The organism is Halalkalibacter kiskunsagensis (assembly GCF_037027555.1).
Classification (GTDB): Bacteria; Bacillota; Bacilli; order Bacillales; family Bacillaceae_D; genus Halalkalibacter; species Halalkalibacter kiskunsagensis.
The window spans coordinates 131825-154266 of the sequence record NZ_JAXBLX010000003.1; the positions used below are offsets into that span (position 1 = coordinate 131825).

At 37.2% G+C, this 22442-nt stretch carries 24 protein-coding genes; 6 read left to right on the forward strand and 18 right to left on the reverse strand.

From position 1 onward, the window contains the following. Positions 1–11 precede the first annotated feature (11 nt). Complete coding sequence (locus SLH51_RS02790; protein WP_335958941.1) at positions 12–734, forward strand: metallophosphoesterase family protein; 723 nt, start codon at positions 12–14, stop codon at positions 732–734. Here SLH51_RS02790 and SLH51_RS02795 read toward each other — a convergent pair. From SLH51_RS02795 to ilvA, 8 genes are all read right to left on the reverse strand, one after another. Then, on the reverse strand, positions 731–1159 hold the full coding sequence (locus SLH51_RS02795) for a TlpA disulfide reductase family protein (protein ID WP_335958943.1): 429 nt from the start codon (positions 1157–1159) through the stop codon (positions 731–733). The genes SLH51_RS02790 and SLH51_RS02795 overlap by 4 nt on opposite strands. Positions 1160–1225: 66 nt before the next feature. Beyond that, on the reverse strand, positions 1226–1663 hold the full coding sequence (locus tag SLH51_RS02800; RefSeq protein ID WP_335958945.1) for a BrxA/BrxB family bacilliredoxin: 438 nt from the start codon (positions 1661–1663) through the stop codon (positions 1226–1228). A 7-nt stretch (positions 1664–1670) separates the two neighbouring features. Next, positions 1671–2024 (reverse strand): thioredoxin family protein, encoded by a 354-nt coding sequence (locus SLH51_RS02805; RefSeq protein WP_335958947.1) that lies wholly within the window; start codon positions 2022–2024, stop codon positions 1671–1673. A gap of 120 nt (positions 2025–2144) precedes the next feature. Next, complete coding sequence (locus SLH51_RS02810; RefSeq protein ID WP_335958948.1) at positions 2145–2405, reverse strand: DUF2524 family protein; 261 nt, start codon at positions 2403–2405, stop codon at positions 2145–2147. Positions 2406–2457: 52 nt separating this feature from the next. Continuing rightward, on the reverse strand, positions 2458–3381 hold the full coding sequence (gene rnz / locus SLH51_RS02815) for a ribonuclease Z (protein WP_335958949.1): 924 nt from the start codon (positions 3379–3381) through the stop codon (positions 2458–2460). A gap of 25 nt (positions 3382–3406) precedes the next feature. Next, entirely contained in the window at positions 3407–3928 is a 522-nt protein-coding gene (locus tag SLH51_RS02820) for a type 1 glutamine amidotransferase domain-containing protein (protein WP_335958950.1), read from the reverse strand. Between the two features lie 153 nt (positions 3929–4081). Continuing rightward, positions 4082–4714: a YitT family protein gene (locus SLH51_RS02825; RefSeq protein ID WP_335958951.1), complete on the reverse strand. Its 633-nt coding sequence runs from the start codon at positions 4712–4714 to the stop codon at positions 4082–4084. A 370-nt stretch (positions 4715–5084) separates the two neighbouring features. Continuing rightward, on the reverse strand, positions 5085–6332 hold the full coding sequence (gene ilvA / locus SLH51_RS02830; protein ID WP_335959061.1) for a threonine ammonia-lyase IlvA: 1248 nt from the start codon (positions 6330–6332) through the stop codon (positions 5085–5087). A gap of 266 nt (positions 6333–6598) precedes the next feature. Between ilvA and SLH51_RS02835 the strand changes: the two genes are divergently transcribed. Next, positions 6599–6796, forward strand: coding sequence for a cytochrome c oxidase subunit II (locus tag SLH51_RS02835; RefSeq protein WP_335958952.1), 198 nt, complete (start codon positions 6599–6601; stop codon positions 6794–6796). Positions 6797–6866: 70 nt separating this feature from the next. Then, the gene (locus SLH51_RS02840) at positions 6867–7493 is read left to right on the forward strand and encodes a trimeric intracellular cation channel family protein (protein WP_335958953.1); all 627 of its coding nucleotides are present in this window, start codon (positions 6867–6869) and stop codon (positions 7491–7493) included. A gap of 88 nt (positions 7494–7581) precedes the next feature. Here the strand turns inward: SLH51_RS02840 and SLH51_RS02845 are convergent, their stop codons facing one another. Both SLH51_RS02845 and racA read right to left on the reverse strand, forming a co-directional pair. Continuing rightward, positions 7582–7953, reverse strand: coding sequence for a YppE family protein (locus SLH51_RS02845; protein ID WP_335958954.1), 372 nt, complete (start codon positions 7951–7953; stop codon positions 7582–7584). A 41-nt stretch (positions 7954–7994) separates the two neighbouring features. Then, positions 7995–8543, reverse strand: a complete 549-nt coding sequence (gene racA / locus SLH51_RS02850; protein WP_335958955.1) for a chromosome-anchoring protein RacA — start codon at positions 8541–8543, stop codon at positions 7995–7997. A 239-nt stretch (positions 8544–8782) separates the two neighbouring features. Between racA and SLH51_RS02855 the strand changes: the two genes are divergently transcribed. Then, entirely contained in the window at positions 8783–8905 is a 123-nt protein-coding gene (locus SLH51_RS02855; protein ID WP_335958957.1) for a hypothetical protein, read from the forward strand. Positions 8906–8982: 77 nt separating this feature from the next. Here the strand turns inward: SLH51_RS02855 and SLH51_RS02860 are convergent, their stop codons facing one another. Then, positions 8983–9930 carry a DUF2515 family protein gene (locus tag SLH51_RS02860; RefSeq protein WP_335958958.1) on the reverse strand — a complete coding sequence of 316 codons (948 nt, stop codon included), beginning with the start codon at positions 9928–9930 and terminating at the stop codon, positions 8983–8985. Positions 9931–10089: 159 nt separating this feature from the next. On the opposite strand from SLH51_RS02860, the gene recU reads away from it, so the two are divergent. Continuing rightward, complete coding sequence (gene recU, locus SLH51_RS02865) at positions 10090–10701, forward strand: Holliday junction resolvase RecU (protein WP_335958960.1); 612 nt, start codon at positions 10090–10092, stop codon at positions 10699–10701. 3 nt (positions 10702–10704) lie between these two features. Next, positions 10705–13359, forward strand: a complete 2655-nt coding sequence (locus tag SLH51_RS02870) for a PBP1A family penicillin-binding protein (protein WP_335958962.1) — start codon at positions 10705–10707, stop codon at positions 13357–13359. Positions 13360–13403: 44 nt separating this feature from the next. Here SLH51_RS02870 and SLH51_RS02875 read toward each other — a convergent pair whose 3' ends face one another. From SLH51_RS02875 to SLH51_RS02905, 7 genes are all read right to left on the reverse strand, one after another. Continuing rightward, positions 13404–16985: a dynamin family protein gene (locus SLH51_RS02875; RefSeq protein ID WP_335958963.1), complete on the reverse strand. Its 3582-nt coding sequence runs from the start codon at positions 16983–16985 to the stop codon at positions 13404–13406. A gap of 70 nt (positions 16986–17055) precedes the next feature. Further along, positions 17056–17556 (reverse strand): YpoC family protein, encoded by a 501-nt coding sequence (locus SLH51_RS02880; RefSeq protein ID WP_335958964.1) that lies wholly within the window; start codon positions 17554–17556, stop codon positions 17056–17058. Beyond that, positions 17553–18209: an endonuclease III gene (gene nth, locus SLH51_RS02885; RefSeq protein ID WP_335958965.1), complete on the reverse strand. Its 657-nt coding sequence runs from the start codon at positions 18207–18209 to the stop codon at positions 17553–17555. Before nth ends, SLH51_RS02880 begins: the two co-directional genes overlap by 4 nt. Positions 18210–18233: 24 nt before the next feature. Next, entirely contained in the window at positions 18234–18941 is a 708-nt protein-coding gene (locus SLH51_RS02890) for a DnaD domain-containing protein (RefSeq protein ID WP_335958966.1), read from the reverse strand. 239 nt (positions 18942–19180) lie between these two features. After that, positions 19181–20473, reverse strand: coding sequence for an asparagine--tRNA ligase (gene asnS / locus SLH51_RS02895; protein WP_335958967.1), 1293 nt, complete (start codon positions 20471–20473; stop codon positions 19181–19183). Positions 20474–20697: 224 nt separating this feature from the next. Next, entirely contained in the window at positions 20698–21882 is a 1185-nt protein-coding gene (locus SLH51_RS02900) for a pyridoxal phosphate-dependent aminotransferase (RefSeq protein WP_335958969.1), read from the reverse strand. A gap of 71 nt (positions 21883–21953) precedes the next feature. After that, positions 21954–22436: a cell wall elongation regulator TseB-like domain-containing protein gene (locus SLH51_RS02905; protein WP_335958970.1), complete on the reverse strand. Its 483-nt coding sequence runs from the start codon at positions 22434–22436 to the stop codon at positions 21954–21956. Positions 22437–22442: the final 6 nt, after the last annotated feature.

The following is a 22442-nucleotide window of genomic DNA, read 5'->3' on the forward strand; positions in this document are numbered from 1 at the left end:
GGTTTTTTTTAATGAGAATAGCTTTTTTATCTGATATACACGGAAATGCTACCGCGCTAGAGGCGGTACTTGGTGATCTAAGATCTCAGCAAGTTGATAAAATTTGCTTCCTCGGCGATTTATGTTTCCGTGGTCCTGAACCAAAACGCGTTCTTGATATTGTCCGTAGCCTTGAGACAGATGTCATCAAAGGAAATGCCGATGAATGGCTAGTACGTGGAATTAAAGAAGGTGAAGTTCCAGACAGTGCTCTTTCTATCATGCAACAAGAACGCGATTGGACTCTGCAGCGATTAAACGAGGACGATTTGACGTATTTAAAAAATTTACCTACTGAGCTGGTTTTGGAGGATGGACTAGATTCCATTGTACATGCATTTCATGCAACACCAACAAGTTTGTTTGATGTTGTTCTACCCGATCAGACAAAAGAAATTGAAAACAATCTTATGCAACGAGATGACGCTGACCTTTACGTTTATGGGCATATCCATCAGCCATTCATTCGATCACTTCATGGAAAAAATGTTGTAAATACTGGAAGTGTTGGAATGCCATTTGACGGGCACCCACTTGCGTCTTACGTAATAGCCGAAATTGAAGAAGGCAGACATCGCCTCCATTTAAATCGTGTACCATATAACAGAGAGCACGTAGTTGAAATTTACAAGCAAGGTGGGTATCCAAATATTGAAACAATGGGAAGAGTCATTTTTTACGGTGTTAGACCTTAATAATGAGTACTTATTAAAAAAGCAACACCTTTCATAATATCCATAATGGTTGCCTTATCATGATACATGAAGGCAACTTCTTTTTTTTCGTTCAAAAGAACTGTCGTTGGAACTCCCATACACTGATAGAGATCATATACCATTGTTCCCTCATCTCTTAACACAGGAAAAGTATATTCGTTTTCTCTCAGAAATGAAGCTACATTTACTCCAGGATCACGACCTGTTACATGTATCATAACCATCTCCATATTTTGAGTGTCCATTGACTGATACAATGTATGTTTTGCATGTAGATCTCTTTTTGAATCCGGACACCAAGATGTCCAAAAAGTTAACATTGTCACTTTCTTTGAGGCATCAGCTAGTGACCAACTATGCTCTGAGTTTAAAATGGGTAATGAGAAGTAAGGTGCTTGTTTCATTTGTATCCATCCTTTTATATAAAAATAATGGTGACTCAATAATAGATTGAGTCACCTTTGAAACAATTATTTAGAGCAATGTTCATTATAAGCAAGTGCTAAATTACGAATAATGTCCTCCGGCGCAGCACCTTCAATCTGCTCTCTCGGGATAAAATGCACAACTTCACTTCCTCTTAATAAAGCCATTGATGGTGAAGATGGCGGAATTTCCGAAAAATATGAACGCATTTGAGCTGTTGCTTCCTTATCTTGTCCGGCAAAAACAGTAACAAGATGATCAGGTGTATGATCATGCTGAAGCGACGTCACAGCTGCTGGGCGCGCTAAGCCTGCTGCACAACCACAAACAGAGTTAATGACAACTAAAGTCGTCCCCTCCGCTTGCTTCATATATTGATCTACCTCTTGCGATGTTGTTAATTCTTTAAAACCGTTTTCTGTTAACTCTGCCCTCATCGGCATAACGACTTGACGCATGTATTCTTCATAAGCCATTGACATTTCTTTCTTATCCCCTTTCTGTATTTGATTGTTTCCTCAAAATCCAGGTAGCTGCATAAGGCTTCACGATGTCGTGAACATAGGCAATTGATTGAAATGCATATATCCTTTCTACTCCTAACCCTTTTTGAAACAATAGTAAACACGGTACGCTTTTGATTTTCCATTTTTGTGCAAAGGCTGGTGAATGGTTAATATTTAATGAGAATATAGGCAATGTTTCAAACGTTTTTTCTACAACTCCTACCATTCTTTCTGCCAACTTACAGGTCCCGCATAGTGGTGTATAAACAAAGACGATCGTTAATGGATCACGGGCACCTAGCATCTCATCCAGTTTGCTACTTGAAATCTCCTCCATATTTTCCCTCATTTCATCATTTATTATTTTAACAGAAAATAATAAATGATGCATAAGATAACACTTAATGTAATTCACATTTGCAAACAAAAGCGAGCATCGCCGATGCTCGCTTTTGTATTAGCGTCTAAGAATGAAATGATTTTTCAATTGATTTACTTGAATTTGAGTGCGATACAATTGATCACGCTGTTCAGGAGTTGCTGCATGCATTAACGCATCAAGCTCCATACTTAATTCTTCTAAATGAGTTTGAGCTTGAATGTACTTCTCCGGCTCTTCAGGTTGAACTCGTTGTGAGTTGTCAAATGTCTGCTGACATTGTTCAAGTGTTGTTTCTGCTTTTTCAAGAAAGTGCTCAAGATTCGTGCGCTCTGTCATGATCATTCCTCCTGTAGTTTATGAATTCCTGATCTTACTTTGCGCAACTAATTCAAGCGTTATTCACTAACTTGTACACCATGAAATCATAAGCAATCATTGAACTTGAAAAAATCAATTGTGCCTCTTCTTCTAGCGCCTTCTCCTCTCCTGCATAACGCGAGCTAATATGAGTTAGAATCAAATTACCAACATGAGCTTTTTTGGCAAGCAAGGCAATATCTGCAATAGTAGAGTGTCCAAATTGATCAGCGTGAGTTTTTTTATCTGATAAAAATGTCCCTTCGTGTATAAGCAAATTAGCGGATTTAGCAAAATCAATCATTTTTTCTAATGGCCGAGTATCACCCCCAATGATAACAACCCTTCCTTTTTTATCTTCATTCACGAAGTCTGATCCATGAATGATGCGTCCGTCAGCTAGTGTAATTTGTTCTTTTTGTTTGATTTTCTGATAAATAGGTCCCGGTTCTATCCCCAAACCTTTTAGCTTTTCCACGTTTAACGATCCAGGCTGATTCGATTCAGTTAGTTTGAATGCAAAGCTTGGCATGACATGATCGAGTGATAAGCATTCAATCGTAATCGATTCATCACTATATACCTCTCCTTCTTGAATATCGACAAAATGAAGATCATAGGAAAGATAGGATTGTGATATTTTTAATGAGGTCTCGACATATTCTTTAACTCCAATTGGGCCATAAATAGTTAGCGTTGTTTTAGCTCCTTGAGCTGAACGGGAGCACAATAATCCTGGGAGACCAAACAAATGGTCTCCATGAAGATGGCTGATAAAAATCCGATCAATTTTAGTTAATGTAATAGGACTTTGTAAAATTTGGTGCTGTGTAGCTTCCCCGCAATCAAATAACCACTGAGTGCTCTTTTTCTGAAGGAACCGAACGACTAACCCACTAACATTTCGACTTGTAGAGGGAACTCCCGAACCTGTACCTAAAAAATGAAATTCCATGACGTCACCTATTCTTTTTATAACTCTATTTCGCTAAAGCGTCGGCAAATGCTTTTGCATATGGAGGCAAATCAGGAGGTCTACGGCTAGATATTATATGACCATCTACCACAACAGCTTGATCAATCCATATTGCACCTGCATTTTCCATGTCATCTCGAATGCCTGGTGTGCTGGTAACCTGTCTTCCTTCAAGAATTTTTGCAGAAATTAAAACCCAGCCTGCATGACAAATTTGTCCAATCGGCTTTTCGTTTTTGTCCATTTCTTTCACAATGTTCAAAACTTCTTCATAACGGCGTAATTTATCAGGCGCCCATCCACCCGGTACGAGAATTCCGTCATAATCTTCAGCTTTGACATCTTCATATGCATATTGTGATGTAGCTGGCACCCCATATTTCCCTATATAGGTTTTTCCTTTTTTATTTCCAATTAAATGAACTGTTGCCCCTTCTTCTCTTAGACGCATGACTGGATACCAAAGTTCCAAGTCTTCAAACTCCTCGTCTACAATTGCCATTACTTTTTTCGTTTGTAACCTCATCCCTAATCACTCCTTTACTTATAGTATAGCATGACTAATTGATCAGGAAAAATAAGACGAAATAAGAGAAGCAGACAAAGGTTGTCTGCTTCTCTTTAGTGTTTGAATGTAAAAGTTTGTTCAAAAAGGAAACCCCTTTTTTGAACATGCTCTTTAAGATTCGTTTGCAGAATGAGAGTGAACCTCTTCAAACTGATATTGTTTCTCAGGGACTTTAATTGGCGATTTTTTGTAACGCCCTATAATCGTACTAGCAATGAGGATGACAAAAACAGATAAGAGTGCATTTGCCCAACCAACTAAAAGGCCAGCAAAGACAATAATCAATAAATCACATACAAAAATCGACATACCTCGATTAATCTTCCACTTTTGATCAAGATAAAGAGCTAAAATATGAATCCCGCCAAGTGATGAACCGTTATTAAGTACTAGCGTCACTCCGAATCCAATACAAAGCCCTGCCAAAATCGTTGCGAGCCACAAAGGTACAGAAAAAAAAGGAATAAAATCTAAACCATCACGAACAAACGATATTCCTATAATTGACATGAAACTTGAAATCGTAAACCATTTTCCTAGCTTTTTAAATGACATCCAGAAAAACGGTAAGTTCACTAAGAAAAACAGCACACCCCACGACCACGTACTGACAAACGTTAATATAGTCGCAAGTCCTGCTGTTCCTCCAAAAGTAAGATCATGTACTGCTAGAAACTTTAGTCCAAGAGATGTTAGAAACAGCCCTACCAATACTAAAAAGACCATCTTCATCCATCCAGCCAATATAACCACCTCCCTAAATTCTATTACACTATCTACCATACGAGAAAAAAGAGATTCGGTCAATGCATTCGACTGAATTTTTATTCATCAGAATTATCAGAAAAAAGTTGTTTTATCACATATTTTCAAATAACCCCTTACACTATATGCAGTTTTCTATTCACCTAAATGCATAAAAAAACAAGGGGACAAAATAAGTCTTACACTTATTTTATCCCCTCTTACTATAGTAGTAATTGATCAATAACTTGAATATGTTTTACGATCTCCATTTTTATGATTTCAGCATCATAACAACTAACACCCTTTTTGTTAAATGATACCCATCAAACTCTGTTCATTCACTATTCCCTTCTTGACTAAGCCAATACTATATAAGCAAGTGAAATAAACTTTCATCTTTATTAATTTCTTGATAATCAAACCCTTTCTTGTTTAAACGGTTGATTAGACCAGAATAATCATCAGGGCACTTCAACTCAATTCCAAGTAACACAGGTCCATTTGATTTATTATTTTTCTTTGTATATTCGAAACGAGTAATATCATCATCAGGACCAACTACTTCTTGAATAAACTCTCTTAAAGCACCAGATCGTTGTGGAAATTGAATAATAAAATAATATTGAAGCCCTTCATAAATTAGTGAACGTTCTCTCATTTCTTGCATCCGTCCAATATCATTATTTCCTCCACTAACTACACAAACGACATTTTTTCCTTTGATTTCTTCTTTATAAAAATCTAGTGCAGAAATGCTCATTGCACCAGCAGGTTCTGCCACAATGGCATTTTGGTTGTACAGCTCGAGAATTGTTGTACAAATTTTCCCTTCAGGAACAAGGACGATATCCTCTAATAAATTTTGACAAATTCCAAATGGAATTTCCCCTACTTTCTTTACAGCAGCACCATCTACAAATTTATCAATTTTTTCAAGTTCTACTACTTTCCCTTTTTCCAAAGACTCCTTCATTGCTGGTGCGCCTGCAGGTTCACAGCCAATAATTTTCGTATGAGGACTTATGCTTTTTATATAAGTTCCGACCCCACTAATGAGACCTCCCCCACCAATGGACGCGAATAAATAATCAATATTCTCGTCAATGTCATTCATAATTTCCATACCAACTGTTCCTTGCCCTGCAATAATCTTTTCTTGATCAAATGGATGAATAAAAGCTAGCTTATTCTCCTTAGAGTTGACCATTGCTTCGTTAAAGGAATCATCAAATGTGTCACCTGATAAAACCACGTCTACATACTCCTTGCCAAAAAACTTCACTTGATCAACTTTCTGCCGTGGAGTTGTAGAAGGCATAAAAATTCTTCCTTTAATACGTAATGTACGACAAGAATACGCAACCCCTTGTGCATGATTTCCAGCACTTGCACAAACTACGCCATTATTTAATTCTTCTCTTGAAAGACTAGAAATTTGATGAAATGCACCACGTATTTTAAAAGAACGAACTACTTGCAAATCCTCACGTTTTAAGTACACATTACAATCATAACGCTCTGATAAAACTTGATTTTTTTGCAAGGGTGTGTGTGTAACAACATCCTTTAACCGCTGATTAGCAATAATAATATCTTCAATATGTACGGTACCCATAGTCATAGTCATAGTCTAATCCTTTCACTTGAAAACTGTCTCATCATTTCATTAAGCTTATCTTATCATATCCTCCTTCATTTGCGTAACCCCTTTAGTTGGCCACCATCTGAAACTCAAAATGAATACGTTCAATTAATAAGATGTTTTGATTATTGATTATTTAAAACGTCCTATCTATAATAGAAGAGATAGAACTGGATAGTTTTCAACAAATACATATGACAGTTACTTCATCTGTTTTTTTTTATCAAGGAGGGTTGAACATGGGAAGAATCATGTCTTTACTAACAGCATGTACACTAATATTCATACTAGTGCCTACACAAGTGCTTGGCGCAGGTAATGGTGCAGAAGAGGCTGCTCACGGTGAACCATCAGGTCTGCTTTTGATGGCACTAACAATTTTGTCAATTTTGACACTAATTATCATGATCGTATTTTCATTTCGTGATAACGGGTAATTCACATGAAACGTGGACAAATTGTCCGCGTTTTTTTAATGTTTAGATTGTAGCAGGGGGGGTTACAAACATGTGGGATATATTAACAATTATCGGAACAATTGCATTTGCTCTTAGTGGTGCATTAGTTGCAATGGAAGAAGATTACGATTTAATGGGGGTTTATATTTTAGGTCTTGTCACTGCATTTGGAGGTGGCGCAGTAAGAAATCTACTCATTGGTATTCCTATTTCAGCCCTATGGGAACAAGGTTCGTTATTTATAATTGCGATAGTAGTAATGAGTATTGCGTTTGTTTTTCCATCACTTTTGGTGAATCATTGGGTGAAATTCGGACTTTTATTTGACGCTATTGGCCTCGCTGCTTTTGCAATACAAGGTGCATTGTATGCAACAGAAATGGGTCATCCACTTTCAGCTGTCATTGTTGCAGCCGCTCTCACTGGTACTGGAGGAGGTATGATACGAGACGTACTGGCTGGACGAAAGCCGCTTTTCCTTCAAAAGGAAATATATATTGTCTGGGCTATGATAGCGGGTGTAATCATTGGCCTAAATCTAATTACAAGCTCTATAGGGTTAATTGTTTTATTTTTAGCTGTCATCGTCCTTAGAATGATGTCTGTTTATTACAAATGGCAATTGCCTCGACGTCATTTAATTCCTATAACTTCAAATCAAGATATGAATCGTTAACTAGAATAAAAAAGTTAAAATGGAAAATAAATTCCCATTCGCTAAATACGGTGAATGGGAATTTATGTGCGGCATTCTTTATTTTTTTTCAAGCGTCTATTGCCCCTATCAATTGGTTTAGAACGTACTCGACTGATTTAAATGTTTCCATTTGACGTTTTCGACTTGTCTCTTTATAAAAGGATTTTATTGCTACAATTTCAAGATTTTCTTCTGTTTGCTGTAACTGACTCGGATGTAAGTGCATCGGCTTTTCTTGTTGTACAAACTTTTGTGCCAAAGGAAGCCATTCCGTTCTTATTCGATCAACCTTTTTAGCAAACGGTTTAACAACTCCGAAGAAGTCGGGTTCGTACCCTTCCTCTTTTCTTGCCTCTACATAAAATCTTTCAGCCTCTTTATTTAATGAGCTTAATTCCTTCGTCAACTCCAGTAAATGAGAACGTGTTCTTTCATCCATTTTTGCACCTCCGTTCCCATCTTAGCAAATTGGCTGAGAAGTTAAAAGGAAAAGAGTTGCATCAACGAACGCCATTTTTTCGACTTGACATTCCCACCTACGACCATTGGCAAATCATTTTCTTCTGATACTGAATGTTGATGTTGAACTTTCCTTTCCATCTTTATCAGTCGCTCTTCAAGACTTTTAATCAAACTCATCATATCGTCTAATTCTGTACGATGCTTTAATAATTGATAACTCACTACGTCATCTGCTTTTTGAGAAAGTTTTCGATCAAGTTCTTGGACTCGGTTCATCACTTCTTCTAGTTTTTCCTCATATACCGCTGATTGGACCATCGTTTGTGTATTCTTTTCCTGTTGCATATTCGGTTCATACCCGGTTAGTTGAATGTCTCTCATTCTTTTCCCCTGCTGTAGTTGATCCTGAACCTCTTTCATGACATTTACATGTTCAGTGGTGAATAAATAATGTCCATGCTCATTCGTTTCACACACCAAACCAAAGTACTTTGCCCACCGTTGCACTGTTGTCGGATTCACACCTAACTGTTCAGATACTTCTTTTGTTTTCATCGTCATTTCCATTAGACGTACCTCCCATTTTAATCTTGTTACAACGAATTCGGCTTCAATAACAAAGATCCCTCCACCCTTGACAAAACTAGAATCTATTCGTCAAAGAAAGTGAAAAAAGTCTAGTTTATGTAATTCATCATTCAAATTTTGACAGAACTTGTTATCTTTTGTTTGAACGCGACGTGAATGTCGAATGCAGTGAACTCACATACTACGTAATGTATGTAAGAAGAAAGGAGGAGGCTCCCTTGACTAAAGAACAACGCAAACAAAACAGTCAGCATAACCCTGCAGACAAAACAAACGAGCAAAGAAAAGAAGGGTACACAGGTGACAAGAAGCTTGGTGGACCAAACCGTCCTGCCGAGTAAACAGCGCTAAATATTTCTACTATTGGTTAGCCCAAACTACATAATTGTAGTAGTTTGGGCATGTCCATTCATTTGAATTATTTTCTTCCAACAGACAGGTCTTTAACTTTTTGCAATACATATAATTCAGCCCACTTCCGCTGAAGCCATTTCGTTCTTTCCGTTGGCCTTAAAGTTGGAAGAGTGGAAAAAAATTGCTCAGTTTCACTCTCTTGTAACGACCAATCTTTTTTGTTGTACCAATGATGAGTAATCACTGGGTATTGCTCTCTTAAACGCGGACTCGTATTGCCTGTGGACCAACCCATATATTGTTCATAATCTCTTCTAGAACCTGTTGGAACAGTACAAATCGAAAACTTATATATCTCCTCATGAATAATAGGATGAAACAAAAGCGATGAAAGTTGCCTTCCCAACCAAATTCGAGCTTTCACATGTTTGAAATTTCGAACATAAAGTCCATACACTCTCCCCATGGTTGTAGGAAATATGACGTAACTCATATGTGCATGTTCTTCTAAAAAATAGATAATTGAAGAGAAAACATTTTCTTTGTATAGTGGCTGTTTCATAACTACTTCCTCAATCGTATATTGTTCATTTACAATTAACGCTGTACACAGCCTCTCTTCATTTCTGCTCTTCCAAAAGTACTTCCATTCTGTTTGCATAAATTTCGATACACCTAAATAATCAAGCAACTCAAATTGAGGCTCTTTCTTTGTTTTTGCATATTCATACCATAACAATTGAGGATACACATCTTGAAATATCGTCCAATTAGCTCTTTCATATGTATGAAATAGTAAATCTCGATACTTCTGTGTTAACAATTGTTGAAACCATTTGCTTTCAAGGTCCGTCATATTCCAGCCGGCATTTCTAGAAACTAACCCTGCTAGTAATGACCACCTTATTTCTGGATTTTGTTGATAAAATCGTTCATACATTATGGTACGTGAAACATTATCAATGTTTGCTTTTTCTACTTTTCTTCTTATTTGTTTCATTTTCCAATGCATATTCAAATAATTCTCCTAGTTCGTTATTTCTACAAAATTTACCTATCTGTTACTTGACTAATTATGGTAAGATTATGTGATGGAATCTATCTTTACTGTCTCTAGTTCTGACAGATTTCATGCATGCATATGATTTTGTTTGGAAAGGTTTGTGAAAAAATGGCGATACGTTACCCAAACGGACGGCGCTTTAATCAGCAAAAGTCTCAAAATAAAAAATTACCAAGTAAAGAGCTAACGTATAGCAACCGTGGAATGACATTAGAAGAAGATTTAAACGAAACAAATCAATTCTATCTCGAACAATCAATAGCTGTGATTCATAAGAAACCAACACCAGTACAAATTGTTCAAGTTGATTATCCAAAACGTAGTGCAGCAGTAATTAAAGAAGCTTATTTTAAGCAAGCATCAACAACAGATTACAATGGAGTTTACAAAGGACGTTATCTTGATTTTGAGGCGAAAGAAACGAAAAATAAAACTTCTTTCCCATTACAAAATTTTCATGATCATCAAATTGAGCATATGAAACAAGTTAGAAACCAAAATGGAATTGCTTTTGTTATTCTACGTTTTTCATTAACAGATGAAGTGTACTTGCTCGATGCAAAGCATTTAATTGAGTTTTATGACCAAAAGGAATCATCAAGAAAATCGATTCGAAAGTTGGATATTGAAAATTTCGGATTTCTGATTAAAATAGGATATCATCCACGTATTGATTATTTACGAATTATTGATTCTGTTTATTTTCAGAAAGAGTCATAATGGATGAAGAAAGGAAGAAATGCGATGTCAAATGAAATGGACAATTCAAGACAAGGGCGTCGTCAAGCCCGTAAACAATCAAGCAAAAAAACAAAATCTCCTAAAAAAGGATTATGGAAAAAAATCTTGCTCACATTAGTTGCGTTAGGAGCAATCGTAATGATAGCAGGTGGAATTACAATATTTGCAATGATTCAAGGTGCTCCGCCACTTGATGAAGACAAGCTGATGCTTACACAAGGTTCACAATTCTTTGACCAAGAAGACATTTTTGTTTCACAGTTAGACTCCGCCGAGCGTCGAGTTAATGTAAGCATACAAGATGTACCTCAAGTCGTTGAAGATGCTTTTATAGCGGTAGAGGATATTCGTTTTCGAGACCACTTTGGAATTGATGTTCGCAGATTATTTGGAGCTGTTCGCGCGAATATTACCGAGGGTTTTGGTGCAGAGGGAGCTAGTACTATTACGCAGCAGCTCGTTAAGAATTTATTTCTGAATGAACAAAAACAATTAACAAGAAAAGTTCAAGAACAATATTTGGCGATCCAGTTAGAGCAAAACTATTCTAAGGATCAAATACTTGAAATGTATTTAAACCAGATTTATCTTGGTTCTGGCGTATATGGTGTTGAACTTGCGTCTCAAACGTACTTCAACAAATCAGTTAAAGACTTATCACTTGCTGATGCTGCGCTCCTTGCCGGAATTCCGCGTCGACCGAGCTTTTATGATCCAACAAAAAACCCTGAAGCCGCTGAAAGTAGACGTAATCTCGTCTTATCACTAATGGAGCAACATGGGAAAATAACTAGTGAGGAAGCAGCCGAAGCGATGGCCATTCCTCTTGAGGATCAATTGGTATTAACCGAGCGTGAATCCTATAAATATGAAGCCTTCTACAACCAAGTTCTTGCTGAACTCGAAGAAATGGAAGGAATCACAATTAATGATATTTACAATGCTGGTTTAAAAATTTATACAACGCTAGATGTTGATGCTCAAGAACATGTCGAACAAGTTTTGCAAACAGATAACTTTGTTGAAGTCTATCCTGAGAACAAGGACTTTACAGCGGCTGTTACCCTTCTTGATACGAAAACAGGACAAATTAAAGCTCTAGGAAGCGGTCGTGAAGATACAGGACATCAACGAGGTTATAATCTTGCTACCGATGAACGCAGGCAGCCAGGCTCGACAATCAAACCGATTCTTGATTATGGACCGGCAATTGAATATTTACAGTGGTCAACAGCTAAGCAAATTGTTGATGAACCACACACTTACTCAGACGTTGCAAGAACACCGATTCAAAACTTTGATCGTCAATACCAAGGATCAATGACGATGAGAAGAGCATTAGCTCTATCACGTAATGTAACTGCCGTCAAAGCACTACAAGAGGTCGGTGTGGAACGTGCACAAACTTTTGCCGAAGGAATTGGAATCCCTTTTGAGTTGGCTGAAAATGAAACCCAAATAACTGAAGCCTATGGTCTTGGTGGATTTTATACAGGTGTAACAACAAAAGAACTTGCGGGTGCCTATGCTGCTTTCGGGAATAATGGTACATATACTGAACCGTATACTGTTCGAAAAGTAGAATTCCCAGATGGTCGTATTATTAATTTGGAGCCAGAATCAGAGGTAGCTATGAACGATTATACAGCCTACATGATTACTGACATGTTAAAAACAGCTGTAACCGATGGTACCGGTGGTGTTGCTAATATCCCTGGCCTTCCGATGGCTGGGAAAACAGGGACAACAAACTTCCCTCAAGAGATTCGCCAATCTCGTGGGTACCCAGAAGGAGCGGTTCCAGATATTTGGTTCTCAGGTTATACAACAAACTATACACTTTCTGTATGGACAGGTTTTAACCGTCAAGCTGAAGACATCAGTAATAACTACTTCCCTAGTGGATCGAATCAACGTCAGGCAGCTCAACAGATTTTTAAAGCAATTATGCAAGAAATATCCGCTGACATTGAAACGGAAGATTTCACAATGCCAAGTTCAGTCGTGCGACTAGGTGTCGAGCGTTCAACTGGCTTATTACCGAGTGATTTTACACCACAGAGTGAAATCATCTATGAGTTATTCGTACGGGGGAATGAACCAACACGAGTTTCTGAACAATTTAACAAATTAGACGCTCCTACAAATTTAATGGCAAGCTATGAAGAAGGAACAAACCAAATTATTGTTTCTTGGAATTATTCAGATGAACTTGCAGATCAAGTTACATTCGAAATTCAAATAGCAATTGATGGGGGCAGTCCACAAACACTCGATAGACAAAAAGAGATGCAATACATCTTTGCAACGCCAAAGCCTGGATCTAGTTATGTCTTTACCGTTACTGCCATCTCCGATGAAGACTCTAATTTACGAAGTGACCCCGCTTCAGTTGAAGTGAAAATTGAAGAAGAAGAAGAAGAAGAAGAAGAAGAAGAAGAAGAAGAAGAAGAGGAAGTCGAAGAAGAGATTGAAGAAGAAATTGAAGAAGAAGAAACGACAATTCCAGATCCTCTTGATGAACTTCCTCTTGATGAACTTGAGGATGAAGCTGAAAACGAAGCTGAAGAACAACCAACAGTAGAAGATGATAATGATGACCAATCGACAAACGTAGAAGAAACAGAAAATGAGTAAGACACACAGAAGACCCGCAAACCATTGTTGCGGGTCTTCTCTTCTTATTTAATTCTTTTAAATGTTTCTAATTCTTGCTTAAGCGATTGAAGATGTTTCGGGTCTGTTAATGAATCAAACCTTGCTATTTCACGGTATAATCCTTGACTGAGTACATCTTTTGAATAGACAACAAGTTGTTCAAAAATTGTTGTTAAACGTTCCTCTGTTTTTTGTTCAATCTCACGTAATAGCTTACTTACTTGTTTTGAACTGTCGTTTATAATATCTTCTTTTAACGTTTTCAACTTTCCTTGTTCAAAAAAGTTTCTTAGAGATTGAAAATAAGTCATATATTGCTCGATATCGAGCTGAATCAATCGCTCAGAAATGTCTGGCGTAACACTGACCTTCTCTATTTCATGTGAAAAAGAAAAGGCTGGAAACATTAATCGAACCTCTTGGACTGTTTCATTCATCCAATTTTCGATTGCCTTATATAAAGCCAACTCAATTCGAACAAAGGTTGCTTCTAGTTCTTGTTTAATAAAATGCTCTCCCTCACTTCTCCATTCTTTCAATGCAGTAAGAAGAGCTTGCTGTTGCATACGTTTATTTGAACCAACAATCGTCGTTACATTAATGGATTCAGAGAATTGATCACCTAATACATACCTTGCTCGTTCACGTAGATAAAGGAAAAGTTGTGAAACCTCTTGTTTACTTGTTGAATAAGCGGTTAGTGGCGTAAGATTTTGAATTTGTTTCTCCCAGTGAGCAATAGAAGTAACAAGTTGTTCTCTCTTCTCTTCTTTCCCTGATTCTTCAATTGTTGCGTACTCTAAACCCTTCTCTAATACGGATTGATAACGCATCACTTCTTCTTTAACCAAATCATAACTTAAGCGTTTCAATTCTGTAATCGTATTTTGGTAAAACGCTTTTTCAAAATGATCGAAAAGCTCGTCACCAGACCGACTATTTCGTTTTCCTTCTAGACCTTTTTTACTTGAAAGAGGATAAAGCCTTGGATTTTTCACACCATTTGTCACTAGCTGATCATGCACGTGTTTTTTAACACCATTTAATTCAAATGGACTACTCGCTAGATCAGCTGCATTTAATACAAAGTATAATTTATCACTTCGAAATCCTTCGTTAACTTTTGCCATCTGTTGTAAAAATTGTTGATCAGCCTTGGAAAATGCGTGATTGTAATACGTTAAATAAAAAATGGCATCGGAATCTCGTAACTGTTTAAAAGCGACATTTGTATGTCTTCCATGAATCGAATTCACACCTGGTGTATCGACTAGGATGATGCCTTTTTCAGTTAATGGACAGTCATAGTAAAGTGTAACAGAATCAATTAAGCAAGCATTGTGTTCATTAGCAACAAATGGTTGAAGGTCTGCCAACTCTACTTGAAAAGAAGTGCCCAATTCAAATTTCTCTTCTAACAGACTTTTTTTAAGTGTCGCAATATAAGCTTGATATGTTTTTTGCCAGCTAGTGGTGGCATCTAAACTTTCTTTCCAACTAGCAATGGTATCTAACGTCACTTCGCTATCTAATTGTTCAGCGACAGATTGAATTTCCATAGCTAATTGTTCTCTTGTCTTTACATTTACTACAGCTGTCTTTGATCGGTGGCCATCTTCAGATTTCTTAACGATATTTATTGTTGCTGTCGTTGGATGAGGAGAAACCGGTAATATTGTCTCTCCAAGCAAGGCATTAGCAAAACTCGATTTTCCTGCACTGAACGCTCCAAACAATGAAATTGTAAAAGTTTGATCTTGAAAGCGGTGTAGACGTTCTTGCAATACAGTCCGCTCGTATTCCATTCTTTCTTCAGTGCTAAATGGCCTAAGAGCAGCTAAAACGTCATTTATCCACTTATTAGATTGCTCCTCGTTGAAATCGTTGTGTTGAATATAGTCTTCTTGTTCCCACTTTGTCTCAATAACCGACTCTTCTGGCAATGTGACTGAAGACAATAACGATGTAGCTGTAAAAGCGGGAGTTTCTTTATCCATCGTTTCAATTATAACTCTCTCAAATGCACCTGTATCTTCAAATCGTTTTACTTTTTCTTGATGCCCTTCAATTACTTTATTATAGGAATCTTCAATTTTGTTTAACTGCATGACAAAAGAATCAATTTCATGCAATTGCTCTAACTCTTTTTCAATTTCATTTCGGCTTTTCTCCCAATGGGTTTCCATCCCCTTTGTCATTAGAGCGATAACAGACGCTGATTTTTGACGAAGTTCTTTCACAATCGCTATCGTCCGGTCCTTCGTAAATGTATACACATATTCACGATTTTTTGGACCTGTTTGAACAGCATTTTCAAAAAAGCTTGCATCAATGGTCGCGTGAAGATGTTCAATCGCTCGTTCTACCTCTTCACGATTGGTAAGTAATGTAAAATTATAAGTTTGAAACAAGCGGTGCAGATGAAACTCTAATTGACTTTTTACCTTGTCTTCCGTTTCCTCTAATAAGCTCTTTAATCTTACTTTTTGTTCTTCCTCCGTTTTCTTTTTCGAAAATAGAAATCCTACTTTAAAACCTGGCTGAATACTCTCAATCCAGTTTCTAACAAGCTCTGTCGTTGTATATGGAAAAATCGTAATATCTTTTACGAGTTTTTGCCACTTGTTCTCGAAATCTTCTTCAAAGTATTTTTTTGCATGGAATATTTGATCGTAACTTATTGCTAATGTTTGACGCTTATCTAGTTGCTTAAGCGTAAAACCTTCTTGCTTCATACGTTCTTTCACTTGATCCAAATCTTCCTCTTTATCTTCTTCAAGTCGAGATAAAATGCTTAAATAATATCCCTGTTGTAACCGCTGTTTCGCATAAGGTACTAACGTCTCACCATAATACAACAACGTTTTCATGTCTTTTTCAAACTGAACAAGCTGGTTTAAATGATGGTCCCTTGCTTTCATACTCGTATAGCACAGTTTGATAATGTTAATTCCCCATGTTTGAAATGTATCGCGAACTGATTGATCAAACGATTGAAAAGAAAGCTCATTTTCATCATGTTTGTCAATTTGATTAATAACTAAATAAAGAGGTTTCAACTCATCTGACAGTTGTTTTAAAAATGATAAATTCGTTTCAGATTGAACATGATTGTAATCCATTACGTAGACAATAAAATCAGTTGTATAAAGTGCTTCTAAGGTGACCGACTGATGAGTCGGATCAGTCGAATCAACCCCTGGTGTATCGTAAATGATGCTTGAGTCTCCTAAAAACGGAAGAGGTGCTTGAATCGTTAAAGAAGTTATTCCTCCTCCATCCATCCCCCATTCTCTTACTCGTTGCCAAGGAATCTCGCCTTGCCATTCTTTTTTGTCACCATTTGTTTGATTAACGGTTAATCCAAGGTTCCCATTTTTTATTCCAATTATATTTGCACTCGTTGGGATTGGGCTTGTTGGTAACATTTCTGAACCAAGCAGATGATTTAAAATGGTTGACTTCCCAGCTGAAAAATGCCCACAAAACGAAACTTGAAAAGATGGACTCGTTTCTTTTTCCTCAAGAAGCTGATAGCGTTCACGCTCTTTTTCGGTAACTTCTGTTATTTGTCCCACAGTTATCTCACTTAATGTCTTGCTCATATTTGACCACCTACTTTATAAAATCTCTATGTATTCTGAAAAAAACGACAAAAACGACGATTTTGGTATATCATTTTCTCTTTTCTATTACTTTTACTTTTGCATACAATTTTCTTAGCTCAGAAAACAAGGCTTTTAGTTGTACAAATGTATGATAACGATTTGGTTCTAATAGTAAATAATTCAGTCTCTCACTACAATTAACAGGCTTATAAGTGAGGCCACTCACTTGATGGTGAAAATTGTCAACTCCATTAACAGGCCTCTCATTTAACCAAAATAACGAATCAATAAAGACAGCAATCATCGTTCTCATCATTTCTTTGGCAGCTTGAGGGTTTCTTTGCTCATAACATTTAGCAAGCTCTCCTTCTTCCTCAGACCACCACTGAAACAACATGGGAAGAAATTCATGTTTTTGTTCCCATGGTCGAACATTCCCAGTTATATCATAATAGAAAGGAAGAGCTTGACATATGCCTTTAAATGATGTTACCGATTGTGGTAACTCAATCGTTGATTTTTCGTAAAAAGGCGTAACTTGAAACTCTTTTGGAATCTTTATGTTCATATTTTCTTTTGCACCTTCATTCGCTTCTGTCCTTCACGACATCGATCTAGTAAAGGACAGATACCACATTGAGGTGACTGAGCTTTACAATGATACCGTCCAAAGAAAATAAGTTGATGGTGAGAATCAGACCAGCGGTTTTCAGGAATTTTCTTCATTAATGTTTCTTCTACTTCACGTACATTATCTTTCCATCGACATATTGCAAGTCGTTTAGATACTCGCTCAACATGTGTATCTACAGCAATAGCCGGTACGCCAAATGCAACGGAAGTAACAACATTTGCCGTTTTACGGCCCACTCCCGCTAGCTTCACTAGTTCATCACGTTCTTTCGGCACTTCACCATTGTATTCTTCGAGTAAAGCTTGGGCCAACTTCTTAATGTTCTTTGCTTTGCTTCTAAATAGTCCAATTGAGCGAATGTCCTGCTCTAACTCCTCTAGTGGAACTCGAACATAGTCCTCTGGCCGTTTATACTTTGAAAACAATCGTGGTGTCACTTTATTTACAAGTGCATCTGTACATTGAGCTGAAAGGACAACCGCAATTAGTAATTCAAATGAATTGGAATGTGTTAGCTCACATTCTGCATCAGGATACATATTGGCAATCACATCCAGCGCTTCTATTGTTTGTTTCTTTGATAACATAAATCTTTTCTCTCCCTTAAAACTTTACGACTGATCAAGCCAACTAAAGGTTGGATATGAATCAACCTTAATGTTTTTCTGTTCTTGTCTTGGTTGTTGGTTATTATATTTGCGAAACTTTTCTCCATGTGCACGAGCCTGTTCCACTGTCCGAACACTATTCCGTTTCCATTCAAAAAGAATTCGATCAATATAGCGAAAGTTTAATTTTCCTGAAACAACAGCTTCTCTCAAAGCTGCAGTAATCAACTCAGCTGAGTGCTGATCCTGATCAATCCACATCGATAAGGTTTCTGCTTCTATCGGAGATAAAGGTCTACAGAATTCTTCTTCAAAACGCTTATATAACAATCCTTCTTGATTCTGTTTTAGTTGTTCTTGCTTCTCTATTTGTTCCCCTTTAATCAATTGCATTAAGCGAATCCACAATGGGTCAAGTGTAAAAAATTCAAATAATATCCCTTGTTCGTCCCACTTTTTATCTAATGTTAGAAATCCATTACGTATTAAACGTCCTAACAACTCTGCGCATTCATTCATTGATAACGTCATTCTTTCACTAAGTAGTTCAGGAGTAGGAAACCCATCCCCTTCATCAATGAATGATTGAACTTGTAATAACGCGATCAGTTCATTTTCCTTAAGACCTAATTCTTTATAATGTTTTAGCAGTAATGTTGGAACGGATAGTTGTCTTTGGTTAGCCCATTTTAGTAGTAGTTTCTGATCCATTTTTCAAACACCTCTATCCTAATTATAACATGAGCGCTGATTTTTTCGCTCATGTTCTTCACTGTATTGATAAAAAGAGCTAAGTCAGCTGCTATGTCTTGACCCAAAAAAATTAAGGTCTGACCCCTAGTGTTTATTTTATGATTTTTTAGCGATGCTAAAACCATAAAATAATTGCTAACTAGATGGGGTCAGACCCTTTTTAAATTCCATTTTATATAAAAACTCCCTACTACTGCTTACGGATAAAGACGGTTTAACAGTCTAGGGAATGGAATCGTTTCACGAACATGCTCAACTCCTGAAATCCATGCAACAGTTCGCTCAAGTCCTAAACCGAAGCCGGAATGAGGAACCGATCCATATTTACGCAAGTCAAGATACCAAGCATATGCATCAAGTGATAACTGATGCTCTTCTAGGTTTTTCTTCAATAAATCATAATCATGAATACGCTGTGACCCACCGATTATTTCACCATACCCTTCTGGAGCAATTAAATCTGCACAAAGCACAACATCATCACGATTATCAGCTGGTTGCATATAGAAAGGTTTAAGCGCTGTTGGATAATGTGTGATAAAAACTGGTTTCTCGAAATGCTCTGCAATTGCCGTTTCATGAGGAGCTCCAAAATCATCGCCCCAAATAATATCATCGAATCCTTTTTCTTGTAAGAACTCTATTGCTTTGTCATACGTAATTCGTGGGAAAGGTGCTTGAATTGCCTTTAGCTTCGAAATATCTCGACCAAGAGTTTTTAGCTCTAATCCACAATTTGCTAACACCGATTGAACAACGGATGATACGTATTGTTCCTGAATCTCAAGATTTTCATCAAACTCAACAAAGGCCATTTCAGGTTCAATCATCCAGAACTCAATCAAATGACGGCGAGTTTTTGATTTTTCAGCTCGAAAAGTCGGGCCAAATGAGAATACGCGCCCCATCGCCATCGCAGCTGCTTCCATATAAAGCTGACCACTTTGAGAGAGGTAGGCGTCTTCATCAAAATATTTTGTCGCAAAAAGCTCTGATGTACCTTCTGGAGCACTCCCCGTTAAGATTGGCGGATCAATCTTAACAAAATCATTATTATTAAAAAATTCGTAAGTTGAACGAATAATCTCATTTCTTATTTTCATTACAGCATGTTGACGTTTTGAACGTAGCCATAAATGGCGATTATCCATTAAAAATTCAGTTCCATGCTCTTTTGGTGTAATTGGGTAATCTGTAGCTTCATGTAACACTTTTATATTCGTAACTGTTAATTCATATCCAGAAGGAGCTCGATCATCGGCACGTACAATTCCAGTAATATATAATGAACTTTCTTGTGTAAGATTTTTCGATTGTTGAAAAACCGTTTCCTCTACTTCCGCTTTTACGACAACCCCTTGTATAAAACCTGTTCCATCACGTAATTGTAGAAAAGCAATTTTCCCACTTGAGCGCTTACTAGCAAGCCAAGCACCAATTGTGACCTCTTGTCCTACAAATTGTCCAACTTTTGCAATTGTTGTTTTCACTATTTATACCTCCATACCTACTATGTATAACATTCTACATTATACCCTTGTATAATTTTTCAAGTCAACGTTCATTGTTGAAAATGAACATTCTCTGTTATTTAGTGGCACCATTAATAAAAATCAAAACCAAAAGTGTTATTTAAATATATCTATTCAACTACGGTTATGCCAAAAACCCTATAAAAAGAGGCTACGAATGCTGATTCGTTGCCTCTTTTTGATTATTTTGTATGATTACGAACAAAACGCTCAATTCTAGTTAACGCTTCTTCTAAAGCGTCAAAAGATGTTGCATAAGATAAACGAACATTGTCAGGTGCACCAAAACCTGACCCTGGTACTAATGCCACCTTTTCTTCTTCTAAAATTGCCTCAACCCATGAATCGACATCGGCAAAGCCATTTAATTTAACCGCTTCACTCACATTTGGAAACAAGTAGAAAGCCCCTTTTGGTTTCACGCAAGATACACCTGGTATAGCCACAAGCTTTTCAAATACTCCATTTAAGCGTTCTTCAAAAGCTTGTCTCATTGTTTCAACAGATCCGTCATCCTTTGTATAAGCAGCAATGGTTCCATACTGTGCATTTGTTGTTGGGTTGGAAGTACTATGACTAGCAAGATTGGTCATCGCTTTAATGACAGCCTGATTCCCCGCTGCATAGCCTATTCTCCAACCGGTCATAGAGTGTGACTTTGACACTCCATTTACAACGATTGTTTGCTCTTTTAATTCCTTAGAAAGCTCAGCAACGGATGTGTGTGATGCCCCGTCATAAACGAGCTTCTCATAGATTTCATCTGATACAATTAACACTTCATGTTTTACGCAAACGTCTCCAAGCTCACGGAGCTCTTCGTCTGAATACATGGATCCTGTTGGATTACTTGGTGAATTAAGAATAAATGCTTTCGTTTTTGGAGTAATTGCCTGCTCCAATTGCTCAGCTGTTACTTTGAAATCATTGCTTTCTAAGCCTTCAATATAAACGGGTACTCCATCTGCAAGCTTAACTTGCTCTGGATAACTAACCCAGTAAGGTGTTGGAATAATCACTTCATCACCTTCGTCTAAAATAGCTTGAAACAAAGTGTAAAGCACATGCTTCGCCCCTGAGCCAACAAGGATTTCAGCTGGTGTATATGTAAGTTGTTGATCACGCTCGAATTTACCAATAATAGCTTCTTTTAATTTAGGCAATCCTGCAGAAGGTGTGTATTTCGTATGTCCTTCTTCCATAGAACGCACAGCAGCATCAATTATGTACTGTGGCGTATTAAAATCTGGCTCTCCAGCTCCAAGTCCAATGACATCATGCCCTTGTTCCTTCAGCTCTTTTGCTTTTGCTGTAATAGCAAGTGTAGAAGATGGTGTTAATGTGGAAACTCTTTTTGCTAATTTCATTTGTGATGTCCCTCCCATGTAATATATATACACTATAGTTCGTCTAAAGCGATCATTCAAGTATCAATTCTTTAATCTGTCCTAAGAACATACCTTTTCATAAATATTCCGTCTTCAAAAGTAACATAGTAGTATCCTTTTCTGTTTTCATTATTTACATAAACGATTTCATAAATAGGCAAGCCTCTTTCAAACCCTAACTTGACAGATTGAATTCGTTTAATCTCATCCTGTTTTTTTACAATCGCAACAGCTTCGTCCACTGAAATCCCCTCGTTAACTTTAGCCATTTGATGAGAGTCAAACTCTTCAGATACCCAAATAATTACTTCTTCATCGTCAACTGACGTTCCTTCAAATACATAATATGCATCTGTACCATGATAGTAAGAAATATCAGATACACTTTGTAATAACGATTGACCTAACACGTAACGCTCCGCCTGCTCATAATTGTGTTTTAGCGGTTCTCTTATTGTTTGATACCCATAAACACTCATCCCTGCAATTGTTACGAATAAAATGATAATGATTACTAAGATCCAGTTCTTCATGAGGGA